Genomic DNA, 21,036 nt, shown 5'->3' on the forward strand with positions numbered 1-21,036 from the left:
ATGGTTTCCCTTTCCAGCCAATGCCCAGGCCAGCTCAAACACCCAGCGACTTCAACTTCCGATGTAGCGCCGATCGCTCCATGCCGACAAATTCCGCCGTCCGGGAAATATTGCCGCCAAAGCGGTTGATCTGGGCGATCAGATAATCGCGCTCGAACATTTCGCGGGCTTCGCGCAGCGGCAAAGTCATAATCTGGTAATCGCTGCGACCGGAGACTTTCGGCAGCATTTCGCCAAGATCCGTCGGCAGCATTTCGGCGCTGATCGGCACATCTGCCCCATCGTTCTGGGTCAAGATCAACAGCCGCTCGATATTGTTGCGCAATTGCCGGATATTGCCCGGCCAGTCATGGGCCTGCAACACTGCCATCGCGTCCTCGCCGATCTTGCGCTTTCGAATACCGGCCTGTTCGGCGATATGGCGCATCAGCATATCCACGAGGAAAGGAATATCTTCGCGCCGCTCAGCCAGTGGCGGAACCCGCACCGGCACCACCGCCAGACGGTGAAACAGATCCTCACGGAACCGGCCTTCAGCAATCAGGCTTTCAAGATTATAGGCGCTGGAGGAAATGATCCGCACATCGACCTTGACCCGCTTGTTGCCACCGACGCGCTCGAATTGCTGGTCAACCAGCACCCGCAGGATCTTGTTCTGGGTCTCGCGCGGCATTTCGCCGACTTCATCAAGATAGAGAATACCACGATGCGCCTCTTCCAACGCACCAATGCGCCGCGACTGGCCGGGACCGCCTTCAGTGCCGAACAGCGCCACTTCCATGCGGTCAGGGGTGATGGCCGCGGCATTCAGCGTCACGAACGGCCCCGCGGCGCGGGCCGAGCGCTTGTGGATCATCCGCGCCACCAACTCCTTGCCGCTGCCGGACGGGCCGACGATCATGATCCGGCTATTGGTCGGTGCGACTTTCTCGATGGTCTGGCGCAGTTGCGAAACTGCCACCGAACTGCCGATCAGCTCATTGGCATCGCCGGTGCGTCGTTTCAATTCGGTCACTTCACGTTTCAGCTTGGAATTTTCCAGCGCCCGCTCGGCAATCAGGATCAACCTGTCGGCCTTGAACGGCTTTTCGATGAAGTCGAAAGCGCCGCGCTTGATGGCCGAAACCGCCGTCTCGACATTGCCATGACCGGAAATCATCACCACCGGCAGGTCGGGATGCCGAGCCTTGATTTCATCCAGCAATGCCAGCCCGTCCAACCGACTGCCATGCATCCAGATATCGAGAAAGATCAGCCGGGGCGCCCGGTCGGAAATTGCCGCGAGCGCGCTGTCGGCATCGTGCGCCGTGCGGGTTTCATGTCCTTCGTCGCTCAAGATACCGGAGACGATGTCGCGGATGTCTTCCTCGTCGTCAACCACCAGGATGTCAGAGGCCATAAGCTGCTTCCTTATCATGTTCTTCAGTGGCGGCAGAGGCTGCTCCGGCCTGTCGCGGCAGCACAACGCGGATCATCGCGCCACGTCCGCCGTCGAACTCAGCCGGCGCATCATGCAATTCAAGCTGACCGCCATGCTCTTCAATGATTTTCTTGACGATGGCGAGGCCGAGGCCCGTGCCCTTCTCCCGCATCGTCATATAGGGCTCCAGAATGCGGTGGCGATTATCGACCGGCAGTCCCTTGCCATTGTCGATGATATCCACCACGAAACCGTCACGCCCCTCGTCCGTTGTCGCCCTGATCCACACCCGGCCCGGCAGTTTTTCAGCATCGGAGGGAACAGCCTCGATTGCTTCCACCGCATTCTTGATCAGATTGCCGAAGGCCTGGGCCAGCATCCGGGCATCGAACGAACCTTCAAGCGGAAGCTCGCCAACGTCGCGAATGAATTCACACTCGCTATGGCCCATTTCCCGCAGGAAGATTGCGTCCTTCAAGACGTCGCGCAGGTCAGCCGGCTGCTTGGTCGGCTTCGGCATCCGGGCAAAGGACGAGAACTCATCCACCATCCGGCCGATATCCTCGACCTGACGCACGATCGTATCTGTACACTGATCGAAAACCTGCCGATCCTCGCTGGCGATCTGCTTGCCGAAACGGCGCTTCAATCGCTCTGCCGAGAGCTGAATTGGGGTTAGCGGGTTCTTGATCTCATGGGCGATGCGGCGCGCCACATCGGCCCAGGCAGTCGAGCGCTGGGCAATGACCAGATCCGTGATGTCATCCAGCGTGATCACGTAGGATTCGGTGGCGTTGCGGGTTTCCTCGCGCGTCACCTGCACCGACAAAGTCCGCTCCTTGCCGCTGCGCACCAGATTGATCTGCTTGCGGAAATCACCGCGATGGCGAAGCCCAGCTTCGGCAAACACCGTGTTGATCTCCGGGGCAACCGTTTCCAGCTTCTCGCCCAGCAATTGATCGGCACCACGCGCCAGAAACAGTTCCGCCGAAGGATTGACGATGGTGATCCGGCCATCGTCCTCGACGCCAATCACCGCAGCCGTCACGCCCGACAGCACCGCTTCAATGAAGCGGCGGCGGTCATCGACCTCGTCCTTGGCCTCCAGGATTTCATCGCGCTGGGTGCGGATCTGGGAAATCATCTTGTTGAAGGTGCGCGACAGGCTGCCGACATCGCCATCGGCAACCCTGACAGGCACCACAACATTCATATTGCCTGACGCGACATTGTCGGCAGCGCCAATCAACAGCCGGATCGGCCGAACGATGCGGTCGGCAACGGCAATCGCCGTCCAGATGGCAGCCAGCAGCACGATCAATGCAAAGCCGAGATAGAGGACGGCAAAGGCGATTTGCAGCGTGGTGCGTCCCGCCTCCATCGATTTGTATTCGGCGGTATTGTCCTCCATCTCACGCATGGCCCGCATGACCTTCGGATCAACGGCGCGAATGGTGTAGAGATAGGCGCCGCTCAACGAATCCATCTTGATGATTCCGCCGACCAGATTGGTGACACCTGGTGGGATCAGCGTCGGCTGGCCGGCAGCAGCCTTGTCCAACGCATCCTGCGGAATAGCGGGTAGTGGCTTTTCAGTCGAAATATCCGCCTGAAGGATGGGGGTGCCGTCCTTGCGAACCAGAAAGGCCCCCAACAGTCCGCGTCCCTTGGCCTGGCGAGTCATCAACTCGATAAAACCGGTGCGGTCGAGGAAGAACAACGGGCGGTTTCGCTCCAGATCCGTCGCCATGGAAATCGTCTGACCCTGCAAATAGCTGGCATTTTCCAGCATATAGGCCTGGGCCACATTCATCGATGAATTAATGATGCCTTGAGTACGAATCGAAAACCAGCGATCCAGGCCGACATTGAGGGTAATACTGGCGAAAATCGCCACCAGGATCGCTGGCGTAATCGCCACGATCGAAAACAGCACGACGATGCGCACATGCAGCCTGGCCGCCGCCCGCCCCCGGCGCCGCGCTTTGACGAGACGGCTGACTTCTCGACCGATCAGAAACAGCAGGCCAAGCACGAAAAGCGTATTGATGACCACCGAGCCGATCAGCACATTCGAGGTCGGCGCAATCGGGGTGAGGCCTAGCAGGACCGGCAGGGTGAACATGGCACAGGCCAGCGCGCCCCCAGCCAGAATAAGGCCCGGCAAGGCAAAGGAGGACTTGCGCTCCTGCAGCAGTGTCAGTGCTGCTTCCTCTTCGGTCTGCCCTGCAGGCCGCCGCGTTTTCATCCAGTCTCGTCTCCGCAAACGGAAAGATGAGAGGCCGTTATCGGCAAACTAGGTCCCTGCTGCCTCTTGTCGATACAGGATGCAAACAGAGCCGCGTCCCACGACCGAAGGCGCAGGAACACGCAACCAAGCTTTACCGTTAAAGCTCTACACCGTTGCTATTGAGCAACGCATTGTGGCGAAATTGCAACGCTTGTCAGACGAATGTCAAGCACTACGAGAGCTTCTGTAAACTGAAACACCCAATTCGCGGATTTTCTTGCGCAGCGTATTTCGGTTCAAACCCAAAAGATCGGCGGCCTTGATCTGGTTTCCACGGGTGGCGGTCAGGGCCGCCAGGATCAGCGGATATTCCATTTCGGTCAAAACCCGATCGTAAAGGCCAGGCGGCGGAAGGTTATCACCGAAGGAAGCGAAATATGTGCGCATATTCTCTTCGACCGCCTGGGCAATAGTCATGTGACCGCCGCCAGAACCGGCTTTGGAAAGTGGGCTGTCGGTAATGTCGGAGCGCAGTTCCTGCTCGATGATTTCGCGGGTGATAACATCCTGTGGATAAAGCGCCATCAACCGGCGCACCAGGTTCTCCAGCTCACGAACATTGCCCGGCCAGGCATAGGATTTCATCACTTCGAGCGCTTCCTGCTCGAATCGCTTGGCATCCAGACCTTCCTTCTCGCCCTGCTGGATGAAATGGCGCACCAGATCGGCAATATCCTCGGCCCGGTCGCGCAACGGCGGCAGCCGCAATGGCACGACGTTCAGCCTGTAATAAAGGTCTTCGCGAAACAGGCCCTGGTTGATCGACTGTTTCAGATCTTTATTGGTGGCGGCAACGATACGCACATCGGTGCGGATCGGCGTGCGCCCGCCGACCGTGGTATATTCACCCTGCTGTAGAACACGCAGGAGCCGGGTCTGGGCATCCATCGGCATATCGCCAATCTCGTCCAGAAACAGCGTACCGCCCTCGGCCTGCTCGAAACGCCCGGTTGAGCGGTTCTGCGCACCGGTAAAGGCTCCCTTTTCATGGCCGAACAGTTCCGATTCGATCAGGTCACGCGGAATGGCCGCCATGTTGATCGCCACGAAGGGACCATTACGGCGTTTGCCATAATCATGCAGCGCCTTGGCGACCAATTCCTTGCCCGTACCGGATTCGCCAGTGATCATCAGCGTCAGATCGGTCTGCATTAGCCGGGCCAGAACCCGGTAGATTTCCTGCATGGCGGCGGAACGGCCAACCAGCGGCATGCCGTCCTGCATGTCATCGCCAAGCCTTGCCGGCTTTTTCTTCGGCTCGGCCAGCGCCCGGCCGATGATGGCGATCAGTTCGGTCAGGTCGAAGGGCTTGGGCAGGTAGTCATAGGCGCCCTTTTCCGAAGCGCGGATGGCGGTCATAAAGGTGTTCTGAGCGCTCATCACCAAAACGGGCAGGTCGGGCCGGGCCTTCTTGATGCGCGGCAGGAGATCGAAGGCGTTTTCGTCCGGCATGACCACGTCGGTGACGACAAGATCGCCCTCACCGGCTGAAATCCAGCGCCACAGGGTTGCGGCATTCGACGTGATGCGCACATCGTAACCAGCACGGCTCAGCGCCTGGTTCAAAACGGTGCGGATCGCAGCATCGTCATCGGCAACAAGGATAGTGGCTGTCATCTTGATCTTCCCACGGATTTCGCAAAGGGAGCGTCGTCATCAACCGTTTCCTTGGAAACCGGCATCAACACGCGGAATAGTGTCCGGTTGCCCTGACTGTCGCATTCAACAATACCGCCATGGCCGCCGATGATCTTCGCCACCAGGGCAAGGCCCAGGCCAGATCCGTTGGTCTTGGTGGTAATGAACGGATCAAACAGATGCGGCAGAAGGTCGGAAGGCACGCCCGGACCATTATCGGCAACGCAGAATTCCAGCGGCAGCGAGATCTTTTCCCGCGATCCGGCAACCGACAGCCTTATGCCGGGGCGATAGGCCGTGGTCAGCTGGATTTCGCCGTCGGCCCGGTCGCCCACCGCCTCGGCGGCATTCTTGATCAAGTTCAAAAACACCTGCACCAATTGATCCCGGTTGGCAAACACCGGCGGCAGCGACGGATCGTAGCTCTCGGTGATCTTCAGATGCCGGGCAAAGCCTGCCTGGGCAATGGCCTTCACATGGTCCAGCACCGAATGGATATTGATCGATGTGCGGTCCACAGGTCGTTCGTCGGAAAAGATCTCCATACGATCCACCAGCGAGACGATCCGGTCGGTCTCGTCGCAGATCAGCCGGGTCAGGCTGCGATCCTCTGGAGGCACGGAGCTTTCCAGCAATTGCGCAGCACCACGAATGCCTGACAGCGGGTTCTTGATTTCATGGGCTAGCATCGAGGCAAGGCCGGTAACGGACCGGGCTGCGGCGCGGTGGGTGAGCTGACGATCGATCTTGTCGGCCATCGAGCGTTCCTGAAACACCACAACGACAGCGCCCGGCTCGACAGTGACCGGTGCAACGTAGAGATCCACCAGCTTGTCCTGGCCAAGCCGGGGGGAACTGAGATCGACACGGTATTCATTGACCGGTGCCCGCCGCTCCCGCACCTGATCGATCAGTTCCAGCAGCGGGCTGCCGAACGGAATGAAGGTGGAAATCTTGTGGCGGGCGAGATGGCTGGCGCTGGCGCCGAAAAACGCCTCGGCCTCCCAATTGGCAAAAACGATATGTCCCTCGCCATTGACCATGACCACCGGGTTCTGGATGGCGTTGAGCACGGCCATGGCCAGTATGTTGCTATCGCCGGGTTTCGGTTCACTGCTCATGCGGCCTCCTCAAGCGGGTTTGGTGCCGCCCCAGCCAGCGCCGCAAACAGGCGGTCGGCGACATGGTCGGGATCTTTCGATGTCATAAGCGCAGTCTTTTCGGCAGGATCAAGCTGCACCCCATGCCGCTCCAGATACCAGCCGACATGCTTTCGCGCATGGCGAACGCCGACATGTGCGCCGTAATGATCCAGCATCGCGCGGTAATGGGCGACGGCAATCGCTGGAATATCGTCCGCGCTTGGCGGCGCGTGGCCAGCCAGCACACCCGCATGCCAGGGCCGGCCTTGGCAGGCGCGCCCCAGCATAATCGCATCGGCACCAGACCTACGCAGGATTTCCTGCGCATCGCCAAGGGTGTCGATATCACCATTGGCAATCAACGGAATGGAAATCGCATCACGCACAGCGGCAATCGCATCCCAATCGGCCCGGCCTTCGTAAAACTGCATACGGGTGCGACCATGCACAGTGATTGCCTGCACACCGGCATCCTGCGCGCGGCGCGACAGGTCCGGCGCGTTGATCGAATCGGAATCCCAGCCAAGCCGCATCTTGACGGTGACGGGTATGGAAACGGCCTTGACCGTCGCCTCAATCATTGCCAGCGCAATCTCCGGCTCGCGCATCAGCGCCGATCCCGCATAGCCGCCGATGACTTTCTTGGCGGGACAGCCCATATTGATGTCGATAATATCGGCGCCATTGGCCTCGGCAATTTTCGCGGCCTCCGCCATCCAATGCGGATCGCGCCCGGCCAATTGCACCATGTGTGGCGTGAGGCCCGCACCCTTCAGCCGCGACCAGCTTTCCGCCGCGTTAAACACAAGTTCGCGGCTGGCAACCATTTCCGTCACGACCAGCCCCGCCCCATGGCGAAAGGCCAATTGCCGAAATGGCAGGTCGGTGACGCCGGACATCGGCGCAAGCACGACGCGGTTGCGAATGGCAACCGAGGCAATGCTAAACCCTGTCTGGAGATCCGGTTGCTGCAAATGTCTAACTTTCGGGCAAGATACTAATTTGCCCGATTTTTAGACATAAAAAAGATCATTGCCAAGCTCTTTCCAAGCGATACCGACAATTTTTCGGGCAAATGCTGGAAAACTTTTGACCGCACCGATAGACAGGCGGAAATCTGTTTCAAACACTGGAATGACATGGTGCATATTCAAGCGGACGGGGCAAGGTCAACAGCGGTGATATTGGTCGCGGCAGGCCGGGGAGAGCGCGCTGGTGCCTCCAGCGAGGGACCGAAGCAATACCGGCGGATCGGCGGAAAGCCTGTTATTGTCCATAGCCTGCAAGGCTTCGCAGATCTTCTCCCGCAGGCGACCCTGATCGTCGTCATTCATCCCGATGACGAGGCCTTGCTGGCCAATGCCCTTGCCCCTTATCCGCAGCTCGATGCCTCGCTGACCATCACCCACGGCGGCAAAACCCGGCAGCAATCGGTTCTGGCTGGGTTGAAAGCCTTGCAGGATCAAAAGCCGGATTACGTGCTGATCCATGACGCGGTGCGACCGTTTTTCGATCAGCCAATGCTGCAACGGATTATCACCCGGCTTGACGACGGTGCCGATGCCGTCTTGCCCGCCATCCCGGTGACCGATACGCTTAAACGTGGCGATGAGGGTGCGCGAGTCGTTGGTACTGTGGCGCGCAGCGGACTTTTTGCAGCACAAACACCGCAGAGCTTCCACTTTGCTAAAATACTGGCTGCTCACGAAGACGCCGCAAGCGCTGGACGAGAGGATTTCACCGATGACGCCGCCATCGCCGAATGGGCTGGACTCACTGTCCATCTGGTGGAAGGCTCGCCTGACAATGTAAAACTGACCGTGAAACGGGATCTTGAAATGGCCGATGCCCGCCTCTCTCATAAAGCTTTGCCCGATGTGCGCACCGGCAATGGCTATGATGTCCACCAACTGGTGCCGGGCGATGGCGTGACGCTTTGCGGCATTTTCATTGCCCATGACCAGGCCTTGAGCGGCCATTCCGATGCCGATGTCGCCCTGCATGCGCTGACCGATGCGCTGCTGGCCACCTGCGGCGCCGGCGATATCGGCGACCACTTCCCGCCATCAGACCCGCAATGGCGCGGTGCCGCATCCCGGCTCTTTCTGGAACATGCCGCAAACATCGTGCGTGATGCGGGCGGCACAATCATGAATGCCGATATTTCGCTGATCGCTGAAGCACCGAAAATCGGCCCGCATCGCCAGATCATGCGCGAAAAACTCTCCGAGATTCTCGGCATTGCGCTGGACCGCTGCTCGGTCAAAGCCACGACCAACGAGAAAATCGGCTTTGTCGGCCGGGGCGAAGGTATTGCAGCCATTGCCACAGCGACTGTGGTTTTTCAGGGAAAGCCGCAATGAGCCTGTTTCCTGACGATCTGGAAACGGCCGCCCGGACCATCATTGAAGAGTTCGCGAAACGCGGCCTGACCATCGCCACCGCCGAATCCTGCACCGGCGGGCTGATCGCCGGTCTGCTGACCGAAATCGCCGGATCATCCGCCGTGGTAGATCGCGGCTACGTCACCTATTCCAACCAGGCGAAGATGGACATGCTGGGCGTGCCATCGCTAACGCTGGAAACCTATGGTGCCGTGTCGCGCCAAACGGCGCTCGCCATGGCCCACGGCGCCCTCTACCGTTCAGGCACCTCCGTTTCGGTTGCCGTGACCGGTATCGCTGGGCCGGGCGGTGGATCACTGGAAAAACCCGTAGGGCTTGTTCATCTCGCAGCTATGACGCGCACTGGCAAAATCCAGCATCTTGAGATGTGTTACACCGATATCGGACGGGAAAATATTCGCTTGGAGACCGCTAGAACGGCACTCGGCATGTTGTTTGAAATCTGAAAGAGTCCTACGCTTTTCTCAATACTAATGTTGTTGTATTTCACAACATTTCAACGGGAAACGATCGATGAAATCCTGGCGTATTTTCAAGCATTCGATAAAGCAATTGATCGGGAATTGGAAAACGGTGCTGCGCATTGTTCTCCCGGCGCTGCTACTCAGTTTGGCACTGGATGCGTTTGTATCGCGAGAAATCATCTTTCTTTCCGTCGATGACGTCAGACATCAGATTCAATGGATTGCATCGACCTATCACGGAGAAAAACTTCTGGAGATTTACGCCGCGGCTTTCATCAAACTAATCCTGGGCCTTTGGGTCGCCATTACTTGGCACCGTTATGTGTTGCTGAATGAGATTCCGAGTATTCCACCTAAATTTCGTGGCAAGCGAATATCAGCATATTTCTTAAAAGGCATTCTTGTCACTCTTCCTGCTTTTCTGTTGGTATTGCCGATTATTTTACCTATTATCATCCTCTCAATGTTATACAAATCACCAAACACAGAACCAGTTACACTGATTTTTATTCTTTTGGCACTGATCTTTATTGCAGCATTCATAATTATTTTACGGCTATCGACTCTCCTGCCAGGGGCCGCACTCGGAAAATCAACATCCATGCTCGAAACATGGCGAATCACCAGTGGCGAAACCAAAGTGTTTGCTGGACTAAGCGTTGTGATGATCCTGTTAACATTGGCTTTTAGTGCTGCAAATTACTTGATGCCGGATATTCCGTTTATCATTGCACTGGCTTGGCAAAACATTGCCGTTTATTTGCAGACCGTCATTATCCTGTCGATGCTGACGACACTTTATGGCCACTACATCGAAAGGCGCTCACTTATCGCATAGTGATGCGACTGAAAATCCAGCAAACGTCCGGCTTGATCCAAGCCTGGTAGTCTTCAGGATTAACGCTGACACTCAAGCGCTGCCATAAACCTTATTGGCCCGGGTCTCGAAGGCCTCGGAAAACATCCGGAACGCCCGGTCGAACATCGAGCCCATCAGGGCACCGAGAATCATGCTTTTGAACTCGTAATCGATGTAGAAATTCACCGCGCAGGTGCCATCGCCGAGGTCTTCGAAACGCCAGCGGTTGTCGAGATATTTGAACGGGCCTTCCAGATATTTGACATCGATAGCCCGCTCGTCCGGCTTCAGTAGCACTTGCGAAACGAAGGTTTCGCGGATCGCCTTGTAACCCACGGTCATATTGGCGATCAGCAAAGTCTTGCCATCGCGCTCCTTGCGCGATTGCACGGCAAGTTCCTCGCAAAGCGGCACGAATTCGGGATAGCGCTCGACATCGGCGACGAGCTCATACATGCGATCGGCTGAGTGCTGGACAATACGGCGGGTTTCAAACTTCGGCATAAGCCGCACTTAATCCTGCGCAACGGCAAGATCAAGAAGTCACGCCTGTGGTTTGGAAAATTTACAGGGAAATTCCTCAAAACCGCAGCGCGACATAACATCCTGATAAAAACTCACAGCAATTTGAAACCAAAATTTCCGGTTGCTGGCAAGGTCTCACCTGAGGTGCTAGCCTTCCCTCATTCAAAGTCAAAAAGTCGCTAAGCTGTTTTAGAATCGAATTATTTTAGCAAGGAACCGCCAATGGCCGCTCCCTCGACCAATGACAACACAGCCACCCCCAAGCCTCTTCAAGGCAAGGAACTGCGCAAGATCATGCTGGCCAGCGTGATCGGCACCACTATCGAGTGGTACGACCTGTTCATTTTCGCCACCGCCTCGGCTCTGGTGTTCAATAAAGTGTTCTTTCCCAGTGTCGATCCGCTGGGGGGTACGCTGCTGGCTTTCAGCACCTTCGCATCCGCCTATCTGTCACGCATGGTGGGAGCGGCGCTTTTCGGCCATTTCGGCGACAGGCTGGGGCGAAAATCGACATTGATGCTATCGTTGAGCCTGATGGGTCTTGCCACATTCGCCATCGGCCTGCTGCCCGGCTATCAAACCCTCGGGGTATGGGCACCTGTTCTCCTCGTCGTGCTGCGGCTTTTGCAAGGGCTGGCGCTGGGTGGCGAATGGGGTGGAGCCGTGCTTCTGGCGGTAGAGCATGCACCGCAAAACAAGCGTGGGCTTTACGGGTCCTGGGTGCAGATCGGCGTTCCCGCCGGTACGTTTCTGGCCAATTCCGCCTTCCTGGTCTTATCCTCGGTCCTCTCGGAACAGAGCTTCCTGCTCTGGGGTTGGCGAGTAGCGTTTTTGATCAGTATTGTGCTCGTCGCCATCGGGTTCTACGTGCGCATGTCGGTGAGCGAAACGCCAGCATTTGCCCGTCACAGACAGCAGGCAGAGACGCAGCGCCTGCCGCTCGCCGATCTGTTGCGGCGGCATTGGGCAAAGGTTCTGCTTGGCGGCTTCGCCACCCTATCCATCGGCTCGTCTTTCAATCTGATCGCGGTATTCGGCCTGTCCTACGGCACGCAGACGCTGCACTTTCCCAAACAGCAGGTCTTGGCGATGATCCTGATCGCCTGCGCGGTCTGTGTTGTGCTTCTGCCGATGTTTGGCGCACTTTCGGACCGGGTCGGCCGCCGGAATGTCATTCTCGCCGGGATCTTTGCGGAAATCCTGTTTGCCTTCCCCATGTTCTGGCTGATGGACCACGGTGGTTTGCCGGGCGTGCTTTTAGGCTTCCTGCTGATGATGACCGCCTTTGCCGCCAATTTCGGACCGATTGCCACCTTTCTGTCAGAACTGTTTGAGACCGGCATGCGCTATACCGGCCTGTCGATCTGCTACATGCTGGCTGGCGTGCTGGGCAGCGCAATGACCCCGATCATCACCTCTTGGCTGGTGGCAACGACCGGCAGCGCCGCGTCCGTAGCATGGTATATCATGGGAGCGTCCGCCGTTTCCGCCGTGACTTTGCTGATCCTCTCCAGCCGCAGGCAACCGGCGGCAGCGTTTGCGGCATAAAAATCGGAAGAAGCGCCCTAATCCGAAGCGCCGACGAGGTCGAGAAGACGCTTGACCTCTCGGCGGGATTTCAGCACCAGAACCGGAACGTCCGGGCCATGAAGGTCGAAATTGCGGATGAAGATCGGTGCGTGCTTGCGCTCGAAATTCCAGATGTAAGAAAGGAATTCCCGATCAGGCAACGGCTCTTCGCAGCCTTCGGCCATGGCAATGCGGACTTTGCCATAGTTACGCCAGACGCGCCCGGCGATGCCGCGAAGGCAAGCCACCCGAGACATTTTTACCCAGATCACCAGATCTGTCCGAGGTAATCGCAAATCGAACGTCGAGGGGCTACTTCCGTCCATGACCCAACGTTCATGTGAGACCAGTTCAGCAATAATGTCTCGCTGAGCCTGTCTGTCTCTTTCTCGCCAACCGGGAAGCCAACGGACATCGCGATCAATCGATTGATAGTCGAGATCAAAGCGAGACGCGAGCTTTTGCGACAACGTGGTTTTGCCACCTCCCGAACAACCGACGACCATGATCCTGTTGCTGCGGCCAAGAAGATCGGCGGCGGCGGACATATCCACGTAACGCACCATGTCTACCTCCGTTATTACCCGCCTAAAGCCGTTAAAAACTCGTTTGTCTGCCGGTGCGACCTGAGAACGACGACCGGCAGACCGGCCCGCGCATTTTCAAACTGTGTCTGAAATTGCGGTACTTCGCGCGCCTCAAAATTCCAGACATATTGAAGAAACGGCCAATCGATCTTTTCAGGACATCCCGGCGCCATCTCTGGCCTGACTGTCCCGCGATGTTTCAGCCAACGCGACAGAACACCGTAGATCGAAACACGGCGCGGCGGACGCATCCAGATGACCATATCGGCACGCGCCAGCCGAGCCGGAAGCGTGCCGGGGCTGTTGCCGTCGATAATCCACCGCTCACCGGCGACAAACTGTTGCATCAGTTCAATCGCTTCCGGCCTGGGCCGTAGCTTCCAACCAGGTAGCCAGAAGACGTCGCGATCCATGGAGATATAATCGAGGCCCAGCCGCTGACACAGAATTTGCGACAGCGTACTCTTGCCGCTGCCGGAGCAGCCGACCACGCAGATGCGCTTGGCATCCCGACACATAACAGCAGCAGCATTGAAATCTTCGACGTAAAAAACCATGCCGCCGCTCTCAGTTTCCCTCATCCGAGCCGGAAAAGGAGTAGATATCGAGATCAAGGGATATTTCATGCTGAGCCAACAGCTTCATGACAGCCGGCGATAGTCCCAAGCCTGCATTATACTCATCAAGAAAGAGACCGCAAAAAAGCTCTGTCTTGAACCTACACGCAAGCGTCCGAAACACGTCAGGAGTTACCGGTATTCTCGACAGGAGGTCGAAAATCGCCTCTTCAAAATCATCCGTTTCGAAGTCATCGACATGAAAAGTCCAAAGGCCGGTTCTGCCAATCAGCGGATTACCTTTCGGAGTTTTCCACTGATCTCCCTTACGATAGGCAAAACACGGCGCAACGCCCAGAAGGCTGCTGACTTCATCTGGATCAAGATCATCACCGGCAATCCTGAGCGAGATCCTGAACCGCCTCACGCTCGCCAAATGACCCATCCTTTACCCTGAGGCGTGTTACTCCGCAGCCGCCAGCAGCTTCTTTTCGCGGTTGGCCTTCAGCCGGGCAAAATCGTCACCGGCATGGTGGGAGGAGCGGGTGAGCGGGCTGGAAGCAACCATCAGGAAGCCCTTGGTATAGGCGATATCCTCATAGGACTTGAATTCTTCCGGCGTCACGAAGCGTTCCACCTTATGGTGCTTGCGGGTCGGCTGGAGATATTGGCCGATGGTCAGGAAATCCACATCCGCAGTGCGCAGGTCATCCATCAATTGCAGCACTTCGTTGCGCTCTTCGCCAAGGCCGACCATGATGCCGGATTTGGTGAACATTGTCGGATCGAGTTCCTTGACCCGCTGCAACAGCCGCACCGAGTGGAAGTAGCGGGCGCCCGGACGCACGGTCAGGTAATTGCCTGGAACGGTTTCCATATTGTGGTTGAAGACGTCTGGCTTTGCAGCAACGACACGCTCCAGCGCGCCGGGCTTTTTCAAAAAGTCAGGCGTCAGGATTTCGATGGTCGTGGCGGGCGAAGCTTCGCGGATCGCCCAGATCACCTGTTCGAAATGCTCAGCGCCGCCATCGGCCAGGTCGTCGCGGTCCACGGACGTGATGACCACATGCGACAAGCCCATCTGGCGCACGGCCTTGGCCACATTGGCAGGCTCTTCGCGGTCAAGCGCATTCGGCTTGCCGGTCGCCACATTGCAGAAGGCGCAGGCGCGGGTGCAAATCTCACCCATGATCATGAAGGTGGCGTGCTTCTTTTCCCAGCACTCGCCGATATTCGGGCAGCCGGCTTCTTCGCAAACAGTGACCAGCTTGTGGGAGCGCACCAGTTCGCGAGTTTCCTGATAGCCCTTGGAGGTCGGAGCCTTCACCCGGATCCATTCCGGCTTGCGCAGCACTTCGGTATCCGGCTTGTGAGCCTTTTCCGGGTGGCGGATACGCTTGTCGTCCGGCTTGGTTCTATCGAGGATGGTAACCATCGTGTTTCCTTTGCCGCCGATGAGCGGCTTTTAAGTATTTATTTCCGCACCAGCTTGGCAACGAACAGCAGAATGCAGGCACCGATAAAGCTGGTAATCAGATAGCCAACCCAATCGCTGGCGACGAAAATGTCAAAGCGCCGGAAGATGGCATTGGCGATGACCGAGCCGATAATGCCGATGACGATGTTCATGAAAATGCCAAAGCGCATGTCCATCAACTTGCCTGCCAGCCATCCGGCCAGACCACCCACGAAGATCGCCGTCAACCAGCCCACATTTTCCATCGTCTATCCTCTGTTGCCCGCCCCGCTAGCGGGCTCGCCCGGCCCCTATATAGCGAGCCGAGCAATATCTCGCAATGTCATGCCTTCTTTCCAAGGATTAGGCGTTCAGCACTTTGCCGTAGGCGTCGAGCACGCTTTCCTTCATCATTTCCGACAGGGTCGGATGCGGGAAGATGGTGTGCATCAGCTCTTCTTCTGTCGTCTCCAGGTTCATGGCGACCACGAAGCCCTGGATCAGTTCGGTCACTTCCGCGCCGACCATATGCGCGCCGATCAATTCGCCGGTCTTCTTGTCGAAGATCGTCTTGATCATGCCATTGTCTTCGCCAAGCGCGATGGCCTTGCCATTGGCGTTGAAATTGTAGCGACCAACGCGGATCTCGCGGCCCTCGGCCTTGGCCTTGGCTTCGGTGAGACCGACGGAGGCGACCTGCGGATTGCAATAGGTGCAGCCAGGGATCAGAGACTTGTTCATGGGATGAACATGCGGCAGACCGGCGATCTTCTCGATGCAAACAACGCCTTCATGTTCGGCCTTGTGGGCCAGCATTGGCGGACCGGCAACATCGCCGATGGCATAGAGGCCGGGCACATTGGTCTTGCCATAGCCGTCGATGACGATGCAACCGCGATCCGTCTTGACGCCCAAAGCTTCCAGACCGAGATTTTCGATATTGCCCTGCACGCCGACAGCCGAGATCAACCGGTCAGCAGTAATCTGCTGCACCTTGCCATCCTTGGTCTCGACATGAGCGGTGATGGAATTGGCACCCTTTTCGACCTTGGAAACCTTGGCCTCGGTGATGATCTTCAGCCCACGCTTTTCCAGCGCCTTGCGGGCGATGGTGGAGATTTCCACGTCCTCGACCGGCATGATATTGGCCATCAGCTCAACCACGGTGACATCGACACCCATCGAGCGATAGAAGGACGCAAATTCAATGCCGATAGCGCCCGAGCCCATAACGACGATGGATTTCGGCATGAAATCAGGCTTCATCGCCTCAAAATAGGTCCAGATCAGCTTGCCATCCGGCTCAATGCCCGGCAGCGCGCGGGGGCGTGCGCCAGTCGCAACGATGATATGCTTGGCCGTATACGTCCCCTCACCCAGCACACCCTTGGGAACCGGGTTTTGCGGCTGCACGGCGGGCTTGGACGATGCGCCGACAACGATTTCGTTTGGCTTGGTGAGCTTGGCTTCACCCCAGATCACATCGATCTTGTTCTTCTTCATCAGATAGGCAACGCCGCCGTTGAGGCGGGCCGATACGCCGCGCGACCGGGCAACAACGTCTTTCACATCGGCGGTCATGGTGCCGTTCAGCGTCAGGCCGTAGCTCTTGGCGTGATTGGCGTGATCGAGAATTTCCGCCGACCGCAGCAGCGCCTTGGTGGGGATACAGCCCCAATTGAGGCAGATGCCGCCAAGATGCTCGCGCTCGACAATGGCGATTTTCAGGCCAAGCTGGGCTGCACGGATCGCAGTCACATAGCCGCCAGGGCCGGACCCGATGATGATGACGTCATAAGCATTCGACATGGGCGCTTCCACTCCTCGGTTTCCTTGGGGTTGCGCCTCTCGGCCCAACCCTTGACGGGACTGGAAGCGCAACTGGCTTTATAATGCCGGTGTCTCGGCCTCCGGTTCGTGACGAACCAGCATCCCGTAAATTTCGTCCTTGAGCCGCATCCGCTTCTTCCTGAGGTCTTCCATATGGAAGTCGTCAAGCGGCTCTATATTTGTTTCAGCGCGGTGAACCTGCCGGTTGATCTCGTGATAGGCATCGAAAAGCCGGACGAAATGACCGTCCGTTTCCTTCAAATGCCGCATCAGAGTCACAAATTCCGGAAATTCCTCTGCCAGTTCATGTGGAGTGCTGGACATGATCTTTTCCCCCTTTCAAGGTTGCAAGATCATTTTAAACCCGCCACATGGTCATTCATTGATTCCAATCAACCCGTGTTACTGTCACCGCCTTACCCTCACAGGCCCAGCATCATCCGCACCACCGGCTCCAGACCGCGCCCGATGGCGCGGGTATTGTCAGCATCGAGATGAATGCCATCCAGCGGCGTGGTCTTGGCCACCGAACCGGCATCGAAAAAGCCGCAGCCCAACTCATCCGCCGCATCGCGGTACATGCTGGCCAGCATTCCACCTTCCTCGATGGAATGATTGAACATCGCTCCGAACATCACATTGGCGGTTTCGCGGATCGGCGGAGGCGAGACAATCAGCACATCCGGGCCTTCGAAATCAAAACCCCAGTCATGCTGATGGACCAGCTTGACCAACCGCTTGATGCCAGCCGTCGCCCCAATCGCCGTTCCCTGAATGCCCCGCTTCAAATCATTGGTACCCAACATCAGGATCACCAGATCCAGCGGCTTGTGGGTTTCAAGAATACTCGGCAACAGCCTCACGCCATTGCGGTCGCAATCCGCCAGATGATCATCATAGGCCGTCGTGCGCCCGTTCAAACCCTCGGCAATCACCCGAACGCCATGGCCAAGCGCCTTTTGCAACACGCTGGTCCAGCGGTCCTCATGGGCGTGACGGCCAAGGGCGACTGGGTCGTATCCCCAGGTCAGACTGTCGCCGTATGCGAGAACGGTTTTCATCTATTGAACCCTCCCTGACGGCCTTTGTAAGCGACAAAACCCCAGTGACTAAAAAGTAGTACCGTTCCGGAAATAAGCATTGCTAATAAATACGGAAGGTCTTCGCGGAAAGCTGCCGCCTCAAAAGATCCGAAAAGCAACGCAGTCAAACCAACAACAAACGCCACAAAAAGCACTGTCATCGAGAGATGAAAGACACCAATGCTAAAACGAAGCGACGCAAAAGATACGACATATGCAACAGCAGCCATTGGCAGCAAATTGAAACACACCAGAAACAGGTCCTGAGGGGGAGGAGGGTTACTACCTTCACCTCCCCTTGGAGATATGCTTCCCAAATAGAGAATGAAGGCGAGAAAACCTGAGATAACGCCAACAATCGTTGCATAGAAGCTTGTCCGTAGACACCTCTTCATCGACTGCCTTCGAGACATCAGGTTATCTGCCACCATCCTCTTGAGGCCTTTTACACCAGCATGCCCATCGGGTTTTCGATGTAGCGTTTGAACGCACCGAGAAGTTCGGCACCCAAGGCTCCATCGACTGCGCGGTGGTCGGTGGACAGCGTGACGGTCATGACATTGGCGATTTTCATTTCGCCCTTTTTCACGACAACGCGCTCTTCACCAGCGCCGACTGCCAGAATGGTCGCATGCGGCGGGTTGACCACGGCGGCGAAGTTCTTGACGCCCATCATGCCCATGTTGGAGACCGCTGTTGTGCCGCCCTGATATTCCTCAGGCTTCAGCTTGCGGCTCTTGGCGCGTGCGCCCAGATCCTTCATTTCGTTGGAAATGGCGGACAGGCTCTTCAGCTCCGCCTGACGGATGATCGGGGTGATCAGGCCGCCGGGGATCGACACAGCCACGCCGACATCGGCATGCTTGTGCTTGACCATGTTGGTGTCGGTCCAGGAAACGTTGGCATCCGGTACATCGCGCAGCGCCAGCGCCATGGCCTTGATGACCATATCGTTGACCGAGAGCTTGTAGACCGGCTTGCCATCTTTTTCGGGAGCGGCGGTGTTGAGCTGGGCGCGAAGGGCCAGCAGGGCATCCAATTCGCAATCCACGGAGACGTAGAAATGCGGAATGGTTTGCTTCGATTCCTGCAAGCGCTTGGCGATGGTCTTGCGCATGCCGTCATGCGGCACAAGCTCGTAGGAACCTTCGGCAAACAGCTTGAGCACGGCATCGTCAGACATGCCCTTGGCCAGCGCCGGAGCAGGGGCAGCGCCAGACGCCGCCGGAGCGGCAGCAGGCTTAGCACCACCGGTGCTGACAGCCTTTTCAACGTCGCTCTTGACCACCCGGCCCTTCGGACCGGTACCGGAAATCGCCTTGAGATCAAGGCCGGCTTCCTTGGCGAGACGACGGGCGAGCGGCGAGGAGAATACACGGTCGCCGGAGGCGGCTGTTGGAGCAGCGGACTGAGGGGCAGCAGCAGGAGCATCTGCCTTTGCAGCAGGTGCTTCAGCCTTCGGAGCGTCGGCCTTTGGAGCGTCGGCCTTGGGTGCCTCAGCCTTCGCCGGAGCGGCTGCACCGCCACCAGCCGCAGCAGCCGACACATCCTCGCCTTCAGCGGCGAGAATGGCGATCAGCGCATTGACCTTGACGCCTTCGGTGCCAGCGGCAACGACGATCTTGGCAACGACACCTTCATCGACCGCTTCCACTTCCATGGTTGCCTTATCGGTTTCAATCTCGGCGATCACGTCGCCGGACTTGACGGTATCGCCTTCCTTGACCAGCCACTTGGCCAGATTGCCCTCTTCCATCGTGGGAGAGAGGGCCGGCATGGTGATATTGATCGGCATATGCCTCGCCTCCCCTTATTTGTAGCAGACGGATTTAACGGCCTGGACCACTTCGCCGACATTCGGCAGAGCGAGCTTTTCAAGGTTGGCCGCGTAAGGCATCGGAACATCCTTGCCAGCAACCGTCACAACAGGCGCATCGAGGTAATCGAAGGCTTCGCGCTGAATGCGGTTGGCCACGAAATCGCCCACGGACGACTGCGGATAGCCTTCTTCCACCACGACCAGACGACCGGTCTTCTTGACCGATTCGATTACCGTCGGCAGATCCATCGGACGGATGGTGCGCAGGTCGATCAGTTCGACATCGATGCCAACCTTGGTGAGCTCTTCCACCGCCTTGGTCGCATAGGTCATGCCAATGCTCCAGGACACGACGGTGACATCCTTGCCGGACTTGTGAATGCGTGCCTTGCCAATCGGCAGCACGAAATCATCCAGCTTCGGCACATCAAAGCTGTGACCGTAGAGAATTTCGTTTTCGAGGAAGACCACCGGGTTCGGATCGCGGATCGCGGCTTTCAGCAGGCCCTTGGCATCGGCTGCCGTGTAAGGCGAAATCACCTTCAGGCCGGGGATCTGGCTATACCATGCAGCATAGTCCTGGCTGTGCTGGGCACCAACGCGGGCCGCAGCGCCGTTCGGGCCACGGAACACGATAGGCGCGCCCATCTGACCGCCGGACATGTAGAGCGTCTTGGCAGCCGAGTTAATGATCTGGTCAATCGCCTGCATGGCGAAATTGAAGGTCATGAACTCGACGATTGGACGCAGGCCTGCCATGGCGGCACCCACGGCCACACCGGCAAAACCATGCTCGGTGATCGGCGTATCGACCACGCGACGGTCGCCGAATTCGGCAAGCAGACCCTGGGTGATCTTGTAGGCACCCTGATATTCCGCCACTTCCTCACCAATGATGAACACATCGTCATTGGCGCGCATTTCTTCGGCCATGGCTTCGCGCAGCGCTTCACGCACTGTCATCGACACCATTTCCGTTCCGGCCGGAATGGACGGATCGCTGGCAGCGCTGGAAATCGGCTGGGCCGGAACAGGCGCAGAAGCAGAACCGGTCTCGGTCGGCTTTTCTTCCTGCGGCACGGCAGGTGCCGCTGCGCTTTCAGCCTTGGGAGCCGAAACGTCGGACGCGCTTTCGCCATCCTGCAACAGCACGGCAATCGGCGTGTTGACCTTGACATTCTGGGTTCCGGCTTCGATCAGCAGCTTGCCGATCACGCCTTCATCCACGGCTTCCACTTCCATGGTTGCCTTGTCGGTTTCGATTTCGGCGATCACATCGCCGGACTTGACGCTATCGCCTTCGGCTTTCAGCCATTTGGACAGCGTGCCTTCCTCCATTGTCGGAGACAGGGCGGGCATGAGAATATTGATTGGCATGGGCTAACCCTCCCTC

21 protein-coding genes are annotated in these 21,036 nt (G+C 57.5%); 4 read left to right on the forward strand and 17 right to left on the reverse strand.

Translation table 11 applies throughout. The features are described 5' to 3' along the window. Positions 1-34: 34 nt before the first annotated feature. The 5 genes from ntrX to dusB all read right to left on the reverse strand — a co-directional run bounded on the left by ntrX (position 35) and on the right by dusB (position 7,464). Positions 35-1,399: a nitrogen assimilation response regulator NtrX gene (gene ntrX / locus H1Y61_RS11335; protein WP_180572668.1), complete on the reverse strand. Its 1,365-nt coding sequence runs from the start codon at positions 1,397-1,399 to the stop codon at positions 35-37. After that, positions 1,389-3,668 (reverse strand): sensor histidine kinase NtrY-like, encoded by a 2,280-nt coding sequence (locus H1Y61_RS11340; protein ID WP_180572669.1) that lies wholly within the window; start codon positions 3,666-3,668, stop codon positions 1,389-1,391. Before H1Y61_RS11340 ends, ntrX begins: the two co-directional genes overlap by 11 nt. Positions 3,669-3,875: 207 nt before the next feature. Next, a complete protein-coding gene (gene ntrC, locus H1Y61_RS11345) occupies positions 3,876-5,327 on the reverse strand; it encodes a nitrogen regulation protein NR(I) (protein ID WP_174110731.1) in 1,452 nt (483 codons plus the stop codon). Then, positions 5,324-6,469 (reverse strand): two-component system sensor histidine kinase NtrB, encoded by a 1,146-nt coding sequence (locus H1Y61_RS11350; RefSeq protein ID WP_174110730.1) that lies wholly within the window; start codon positions 6,467-6,469, stop codon positions 5,324-5,326. The genes ntrC and H1Y61_RS11350 overlap by 4 nt, the downstream gene beginning before the upstream one ends. After that, positions 6,466-7,464 carry a tRNA dihydrouridine synthase DusB gene (dusB, locus tag H1Y61_RS11355; protein WP_174110729.1) on the reverse strand — a complete coding sequence of 333 codons (999 nt, stop codon included), beginning with the start codon at positions 7,462-7,464 and terminating at the stop codon, positions 6,466-6,468. Before dusB ends, H1Y61_RS11350 begins: the two co-directional genes overlap by 4 nt. Positions 7,465-7,629: 165 nt before the next feature. On the opposite strand from dusB, the gene H1Y61_RS11360 reads away from it, so the two are divergent. The 3 genes from H1Y61_RS11360 (at position 7,630) to H1Y61_RS11370 (ending at position 10,197) form a co-directional block, all read left to right on the forward strand. Then, on the forward strand, positions 7,630-8,853 hold the full coding sequence (locus H1Y61_RS11360; protein WP_180572670.1) for a bifunctional 2-C-methyl-D-erythritol 4-phosphate cytidylyltransferase/2-C-methyl-D-erythritol 2,4-cyclodiphosphate synthase: 1,224 nt from the start codon (positions 7,630-7,632) through the stop codon (positions 8,851-8,853). After that, positions 8,850-9,341: a CinA family protein gene (locus H1Y61_RS11365; protein WP_180572671.1), complete on the forward strand. Its 492-nt coding sequence runs from the start codon at positions 8,850-8,852 to the stop codon at positions 9,339-9,341. Before H1Y61_RS11360 ends, H1Y61_RS11365 begins: the two co-directional genes overlap by 4 nt. 67 nt (positions 9,342-9,408) lie before the next feature. Next, a complete protein-coding gene (locus H1Y61_RS11370) occupies positions 9,409-10,197 on the forward strand; it encodes a hypothetical protein (RefSeq protein WP_180572672.1) in 789 nt (262 codons plus the stop codon). Positions 10,198-10,269: 72 nt separating this feature from the next. Here H1Y61_RS11370 and H1Y61_RS11375 read toward each other — a convergent pair whose 3' ends face one another. Continuing rightward, positions 10,270-10,722 carry a type II toxin-antitoxin system RatA family toxin gene (locus tag H1Y61_RS11375; protein ID WP_180572673.1) on the reverse strand — a complete coding sequence of 151 codons (453 nt, stop codon included), beginning with the start codon at positions 10,720-10,722 and terminating at the stop codon, positions 10,270-10,272. A 243-nt stretch (positions 10,723-10,965) separates the two neighbouring features. Between H1Y61_RS11375 and H1Y61_RS11380 the strand changes: the two genes are divergently transcribed. Next, positions 10,966-12,291: an MFS transporter gene (locus tag H1Y61_RS11380; RefSeq protein ID WP_180572674.1), complete on the forward strand. Its 1,326-nt coding sequence runs from the start codon at positions 10,966-10,968 to the stop codon at positions 12,289-12,291. Positions 12,292-12,308: 17 nt separating this feature from the next. Here H1Y61_RS11380 and H1Y61_RS11385 read toward each other — a convergent pair whose 3' ends face one another. The 11 genes from H1Y61_RS11385 to H1Y61_RS11435 all read right to left on the reverse strand — a co-directional run bounded on the left by H1Y61_RS11385 (position 12,309) and on the right by H1Y61_RS11435 (position 21,020). Next, complete coding sequence (locus tag H1Y61_RS11385) at positions 12,309-12,878, reverse strand: P-loop NTPase family protein (RefSeq protein ID WP_180572675.1); 570 nt, start codon at positions 12,876-12,878, stop codon at positions 12,309-12,311. Between the two features lie 14 nt (positions 12,879-12,892). Then, positions 12,893-13,456 (reverse strand): P-loop NTPase family protein, encoded by a 564-nt coding sequence (locus H1Y61_RS11390; protein WP_180572676.1) that lies wholly within the window; start codon positions 13,454-13,456, stop codon positions 12,893-12,895. A 10-nt stretch (positions 13,457-13,466) separates the two neighbouring features. Beyond that, on the reverse strand, positions 13,467-13,883 hold the full coding sequence (locus H1Y61_RS11395; RefSeq protein ID WP_235680893.1) for a DUF4279 domain-containing protein: 417 nt from the start codon (positions 13,881-13,883) through the stop codon (positions 13,467-13,469). 36 nt (positions 13,884-13,919) lie between these two features. After that, positions 13,920-14,891 carry a lipoyl synthase gene (lipA, locus tag H1Y61_RS11400; protein ID WP_015915933.1) on the reverse strand — a complete coding sequence of 324 codons (972 nt, stop codon included), beginning with the start codon at positions 14,889-14,891 and terminating at the stop codon, positions 13,920-13,922. Between the two features lie 38 nt (positions 14,892-14,929). After that, positions 14,930-15,178 (reverse strand): GlsB/YeaQ/YmgE family stress response membrane protein, encoded by a 249-nt coding sequence (locus tag H1Y61_RS11405; RefSeq protein ID WP_015915932.1) that lies wholly within the window; start codon positions 15,176-15,178, stop codon positions 14,930-14,932. Positions 15,179-15,275: 97 nt separating this feature from the next. Beyond that, positions 15,276-16,721, reverse strand: a complete 1,446-nt coding sequence (gene lpdA, locus H1Y61_RS11410; protein ID WP_087727988.1) for a dihydrolipoyl dehydrogenase — start codon at positions 16,719-16,721, stop codon at positions 15,276-15,278. A 78-nt stretch (positions 16,722-16,799) separates the two neighbouring features. Continuing rightward, positions 16,800-17,066 carry a YdcH family protein gene (locus H1Y61_RS11415; RefSeq protein ID WP_180572677.1) on the reverse strand — a complete coding sequence of 89 codons (267 nt, stop codon included), beginning with the start codon at positions 17,064-17,066 and terminating at the stop codon, positions 16,800-16,802. Between the two features lie 98 nt (positions 17,067-17,164). Further along, positions 17,165-17,803 (reverse strand): SGNH/GDSL hydrolase family protein, encoded by a 639-nt coding sequence (locus H1Y61_RS11420; RefSeq protein WP_087727986.1) that lies wholly within the window; start codon positions 17,801-17,803, stop codon positions 17,165-17,167. Then, positions 17,800-18,255 carry a hypothetical protein gene (locus H1Y61_RS11425; RefSeq protein ID WP_180572678.1) on the reverse strand — a complete coding sequence of 152 codons (456 nt, stop codon included), beginning with the start codon at positions 18,253-18,255 and terminating at the stop codon, positions 17,800-17,802. The genes H1Y61_RS11420 and H1Y61_RS11425 overlap by 4 nt, the downstream gene beginning before the upstream one ends. 14 nt (positions 18,256-18,269) lie before the next feature. Beyond that, the gene (locus H1Y61_RS11430; protein WP_180572679.1) at positions 18,270-19,619 is read right to left on the reverse strand and encodes a pyruvate dehydrogenase complex dihydrolipoamide acetyltransferase; all 1,350 of its coding nucleotides are present in this window, start codon (positions 19,617-19,619) and stop codon (positions 18,270-18,272) included. A 15-nt stretch (positions 19,620-19,634) separates the two neighbouring features. Then, positions 19,635-21,020, reverse strand: a complete 1,386-nt coding sequence (locus tag H1Y61_RS11435; RefSeq protein ID WP_180572680.1) for a pyruvate dehydrogenase complex E1 component subunit beta — start codon at positions 21,018-21,020, stop codon at positions 19,635-19,637. Between the last annotated feature and the right edge of the window lie 16 nt (positions 21,021-21,036).

This window comes from Agrobacterium vitis (assembly GCF_013426735.1).
In the GTDB taxonomy this organism is placed as follows: Bacteria; Pseudomonadota; Alphaproteobacteria; order Rhizobiales; family Rhizobiaceae; genus Allorhizobium; species Allorhizobium vitis_D.

What these genes read in the sequence shown, in the direction of transcription:
- H1Y61_RS11370 (WP_180572672.1), top strand. Translation starts at nt 9,409, where the DNA reads ATGAAATCCTGGCGTATTTTCAAGCATTCGATAAAGCAATTGATCGGG.
- ntrX (WP_180572668.1), bottom strand. Translation starts at nt 1,399, where the DNA reads ATGGCCTCTGACATCCTGGTGGTTGACGACGAGGAAGACATCCGCGAC.
- H1Y61_RS11420 (WP_087727986.1), bottom strand. Translation starts at nt 17,803, where the DNA reads ATGAAAACCGTTCTCGCATACGGCGACAGTCTGACCTGGGGATACGAC.
- H1Y61_RS11375 (WP_180572673.1), bottom strand. Translation starts at nt 10,722, where the DNA reads ATGCCGAAGTTTGAAACCCGCCGTATTGTCCAGCACTCAGCCGATCGC.
- H1Y61_RS11365 (WP_180572671.1), top strand. Translation starts at nt 8,850, where the DNA reads ATGAGCCTGTTTCCTGACGATCTGGAAACGGCCGCCCGGACCATCATT.
- H1Y61_RS11340 (WP_180572669.1), bottom strand. Translation starts at nt 3,668, where the DNA reads ATGAAAACGCGGCGGCCTGCAGGGCAGACCGAAGAGGAAGCAGCACTG.
- H1Y61_RS11415 (WP_180572677.1), bottom strand. Translation starts at nt 17,066, where the DNA reads ATGTCCAGCACTCCACATGAACTGGCAGAGGAATTTCCGGAATTTGTG.
- H1Y61_RS11425 (WP_180572678.1), bottom strand. Translation starts at nt 18,255, where the DNA reads ATGGTGGCAGATAACCTGATGTCTCGAAGGCAGTCGATGAAGAGGTGT.
- ntrC (WP_174110731.1), bottom strand. Translation starts at nt 5,327, where the DNA reads ATGACAGCCACTATCCTTGTTGCCGATGACGATGCTGCGATCCGCACC.
- H1Y61_RS11350 (WP_174110730.1), bottom strand. Translation starts at nt 6,469, where the DNA reads ATGAGCAGTGAACCGAAACCCGGCGATAGCAACATACTGGCCATGGCC.
- H1Y61_RS11380 (WP_180572674.1), top strand. Translation starts at nt 10,966, where the DNA reads ATGGCCGCTCCCTCGACCAATGACAACACAGCCACCCCCAAGCCTCTT.
- H1Y61_RS11405 (WP_015915932.1), bottom strand. Translation starts at nt 15,178, where the DNA reads ATGGAAAATGTGGGCTGGTTGACGGCGATCTTCGTGGGTGGTCTGGCC.
- lpdA (WP_087727988.1), bottom strand. Translation starts at nt 16,721, where the DNA reads ATGTCGAATGCTTATGACGTCATCATCATCGGGTCCGGCCCTGGCGGC.
- H1Y61_RS11385 (WP_180572675.1), bottom strand. Translation starts at nt 12,878, where the DNA reads ATGGTGCGTTACGTGGATATGTCCGCCGCCGCCGATCTTCTTGGCCGC.
- H1Y61_RS11360 (WP_180572670.1), top strand. Translation starts at nt 7,630, where the DNA reads ATGGTGCATATTCAAGCGGACGGGGCAAGGTCAACAGCGGTGATATTG.
- H1Y61_RS11435 (WP_180572680.1), bottom strand. Translation starts at nt 21,020, where the DNA reads ATGCCAATCAATATTCTCATGCCCGCCCTGTCTCCGACAATGGAGGAA.
- H1Y61_RS11430 (WP_180572679.1), bottom strand. Translation starts at nt 19,619, where the DNA reads ATGCCGATCAATATCACCATGCCGGCCCTCTCTCCCACGATGGAAGAG.
- H1Y61_RS11390 (WP_180572676.1), bottom strand. Translation starts at nt 13,456, where the DNA reads ATGGTTTTTTACGTCGAAGATTTCAATGCTGCTGCTGTTATGTGTCGG.
- lipA (WP_015915933.1), bottom strand. Translation starts at nt 14,891, where the DNA reads ATGGTTACCATCCTCGATAGAACCAAGCCGGACGACAAGCGTATCCGC.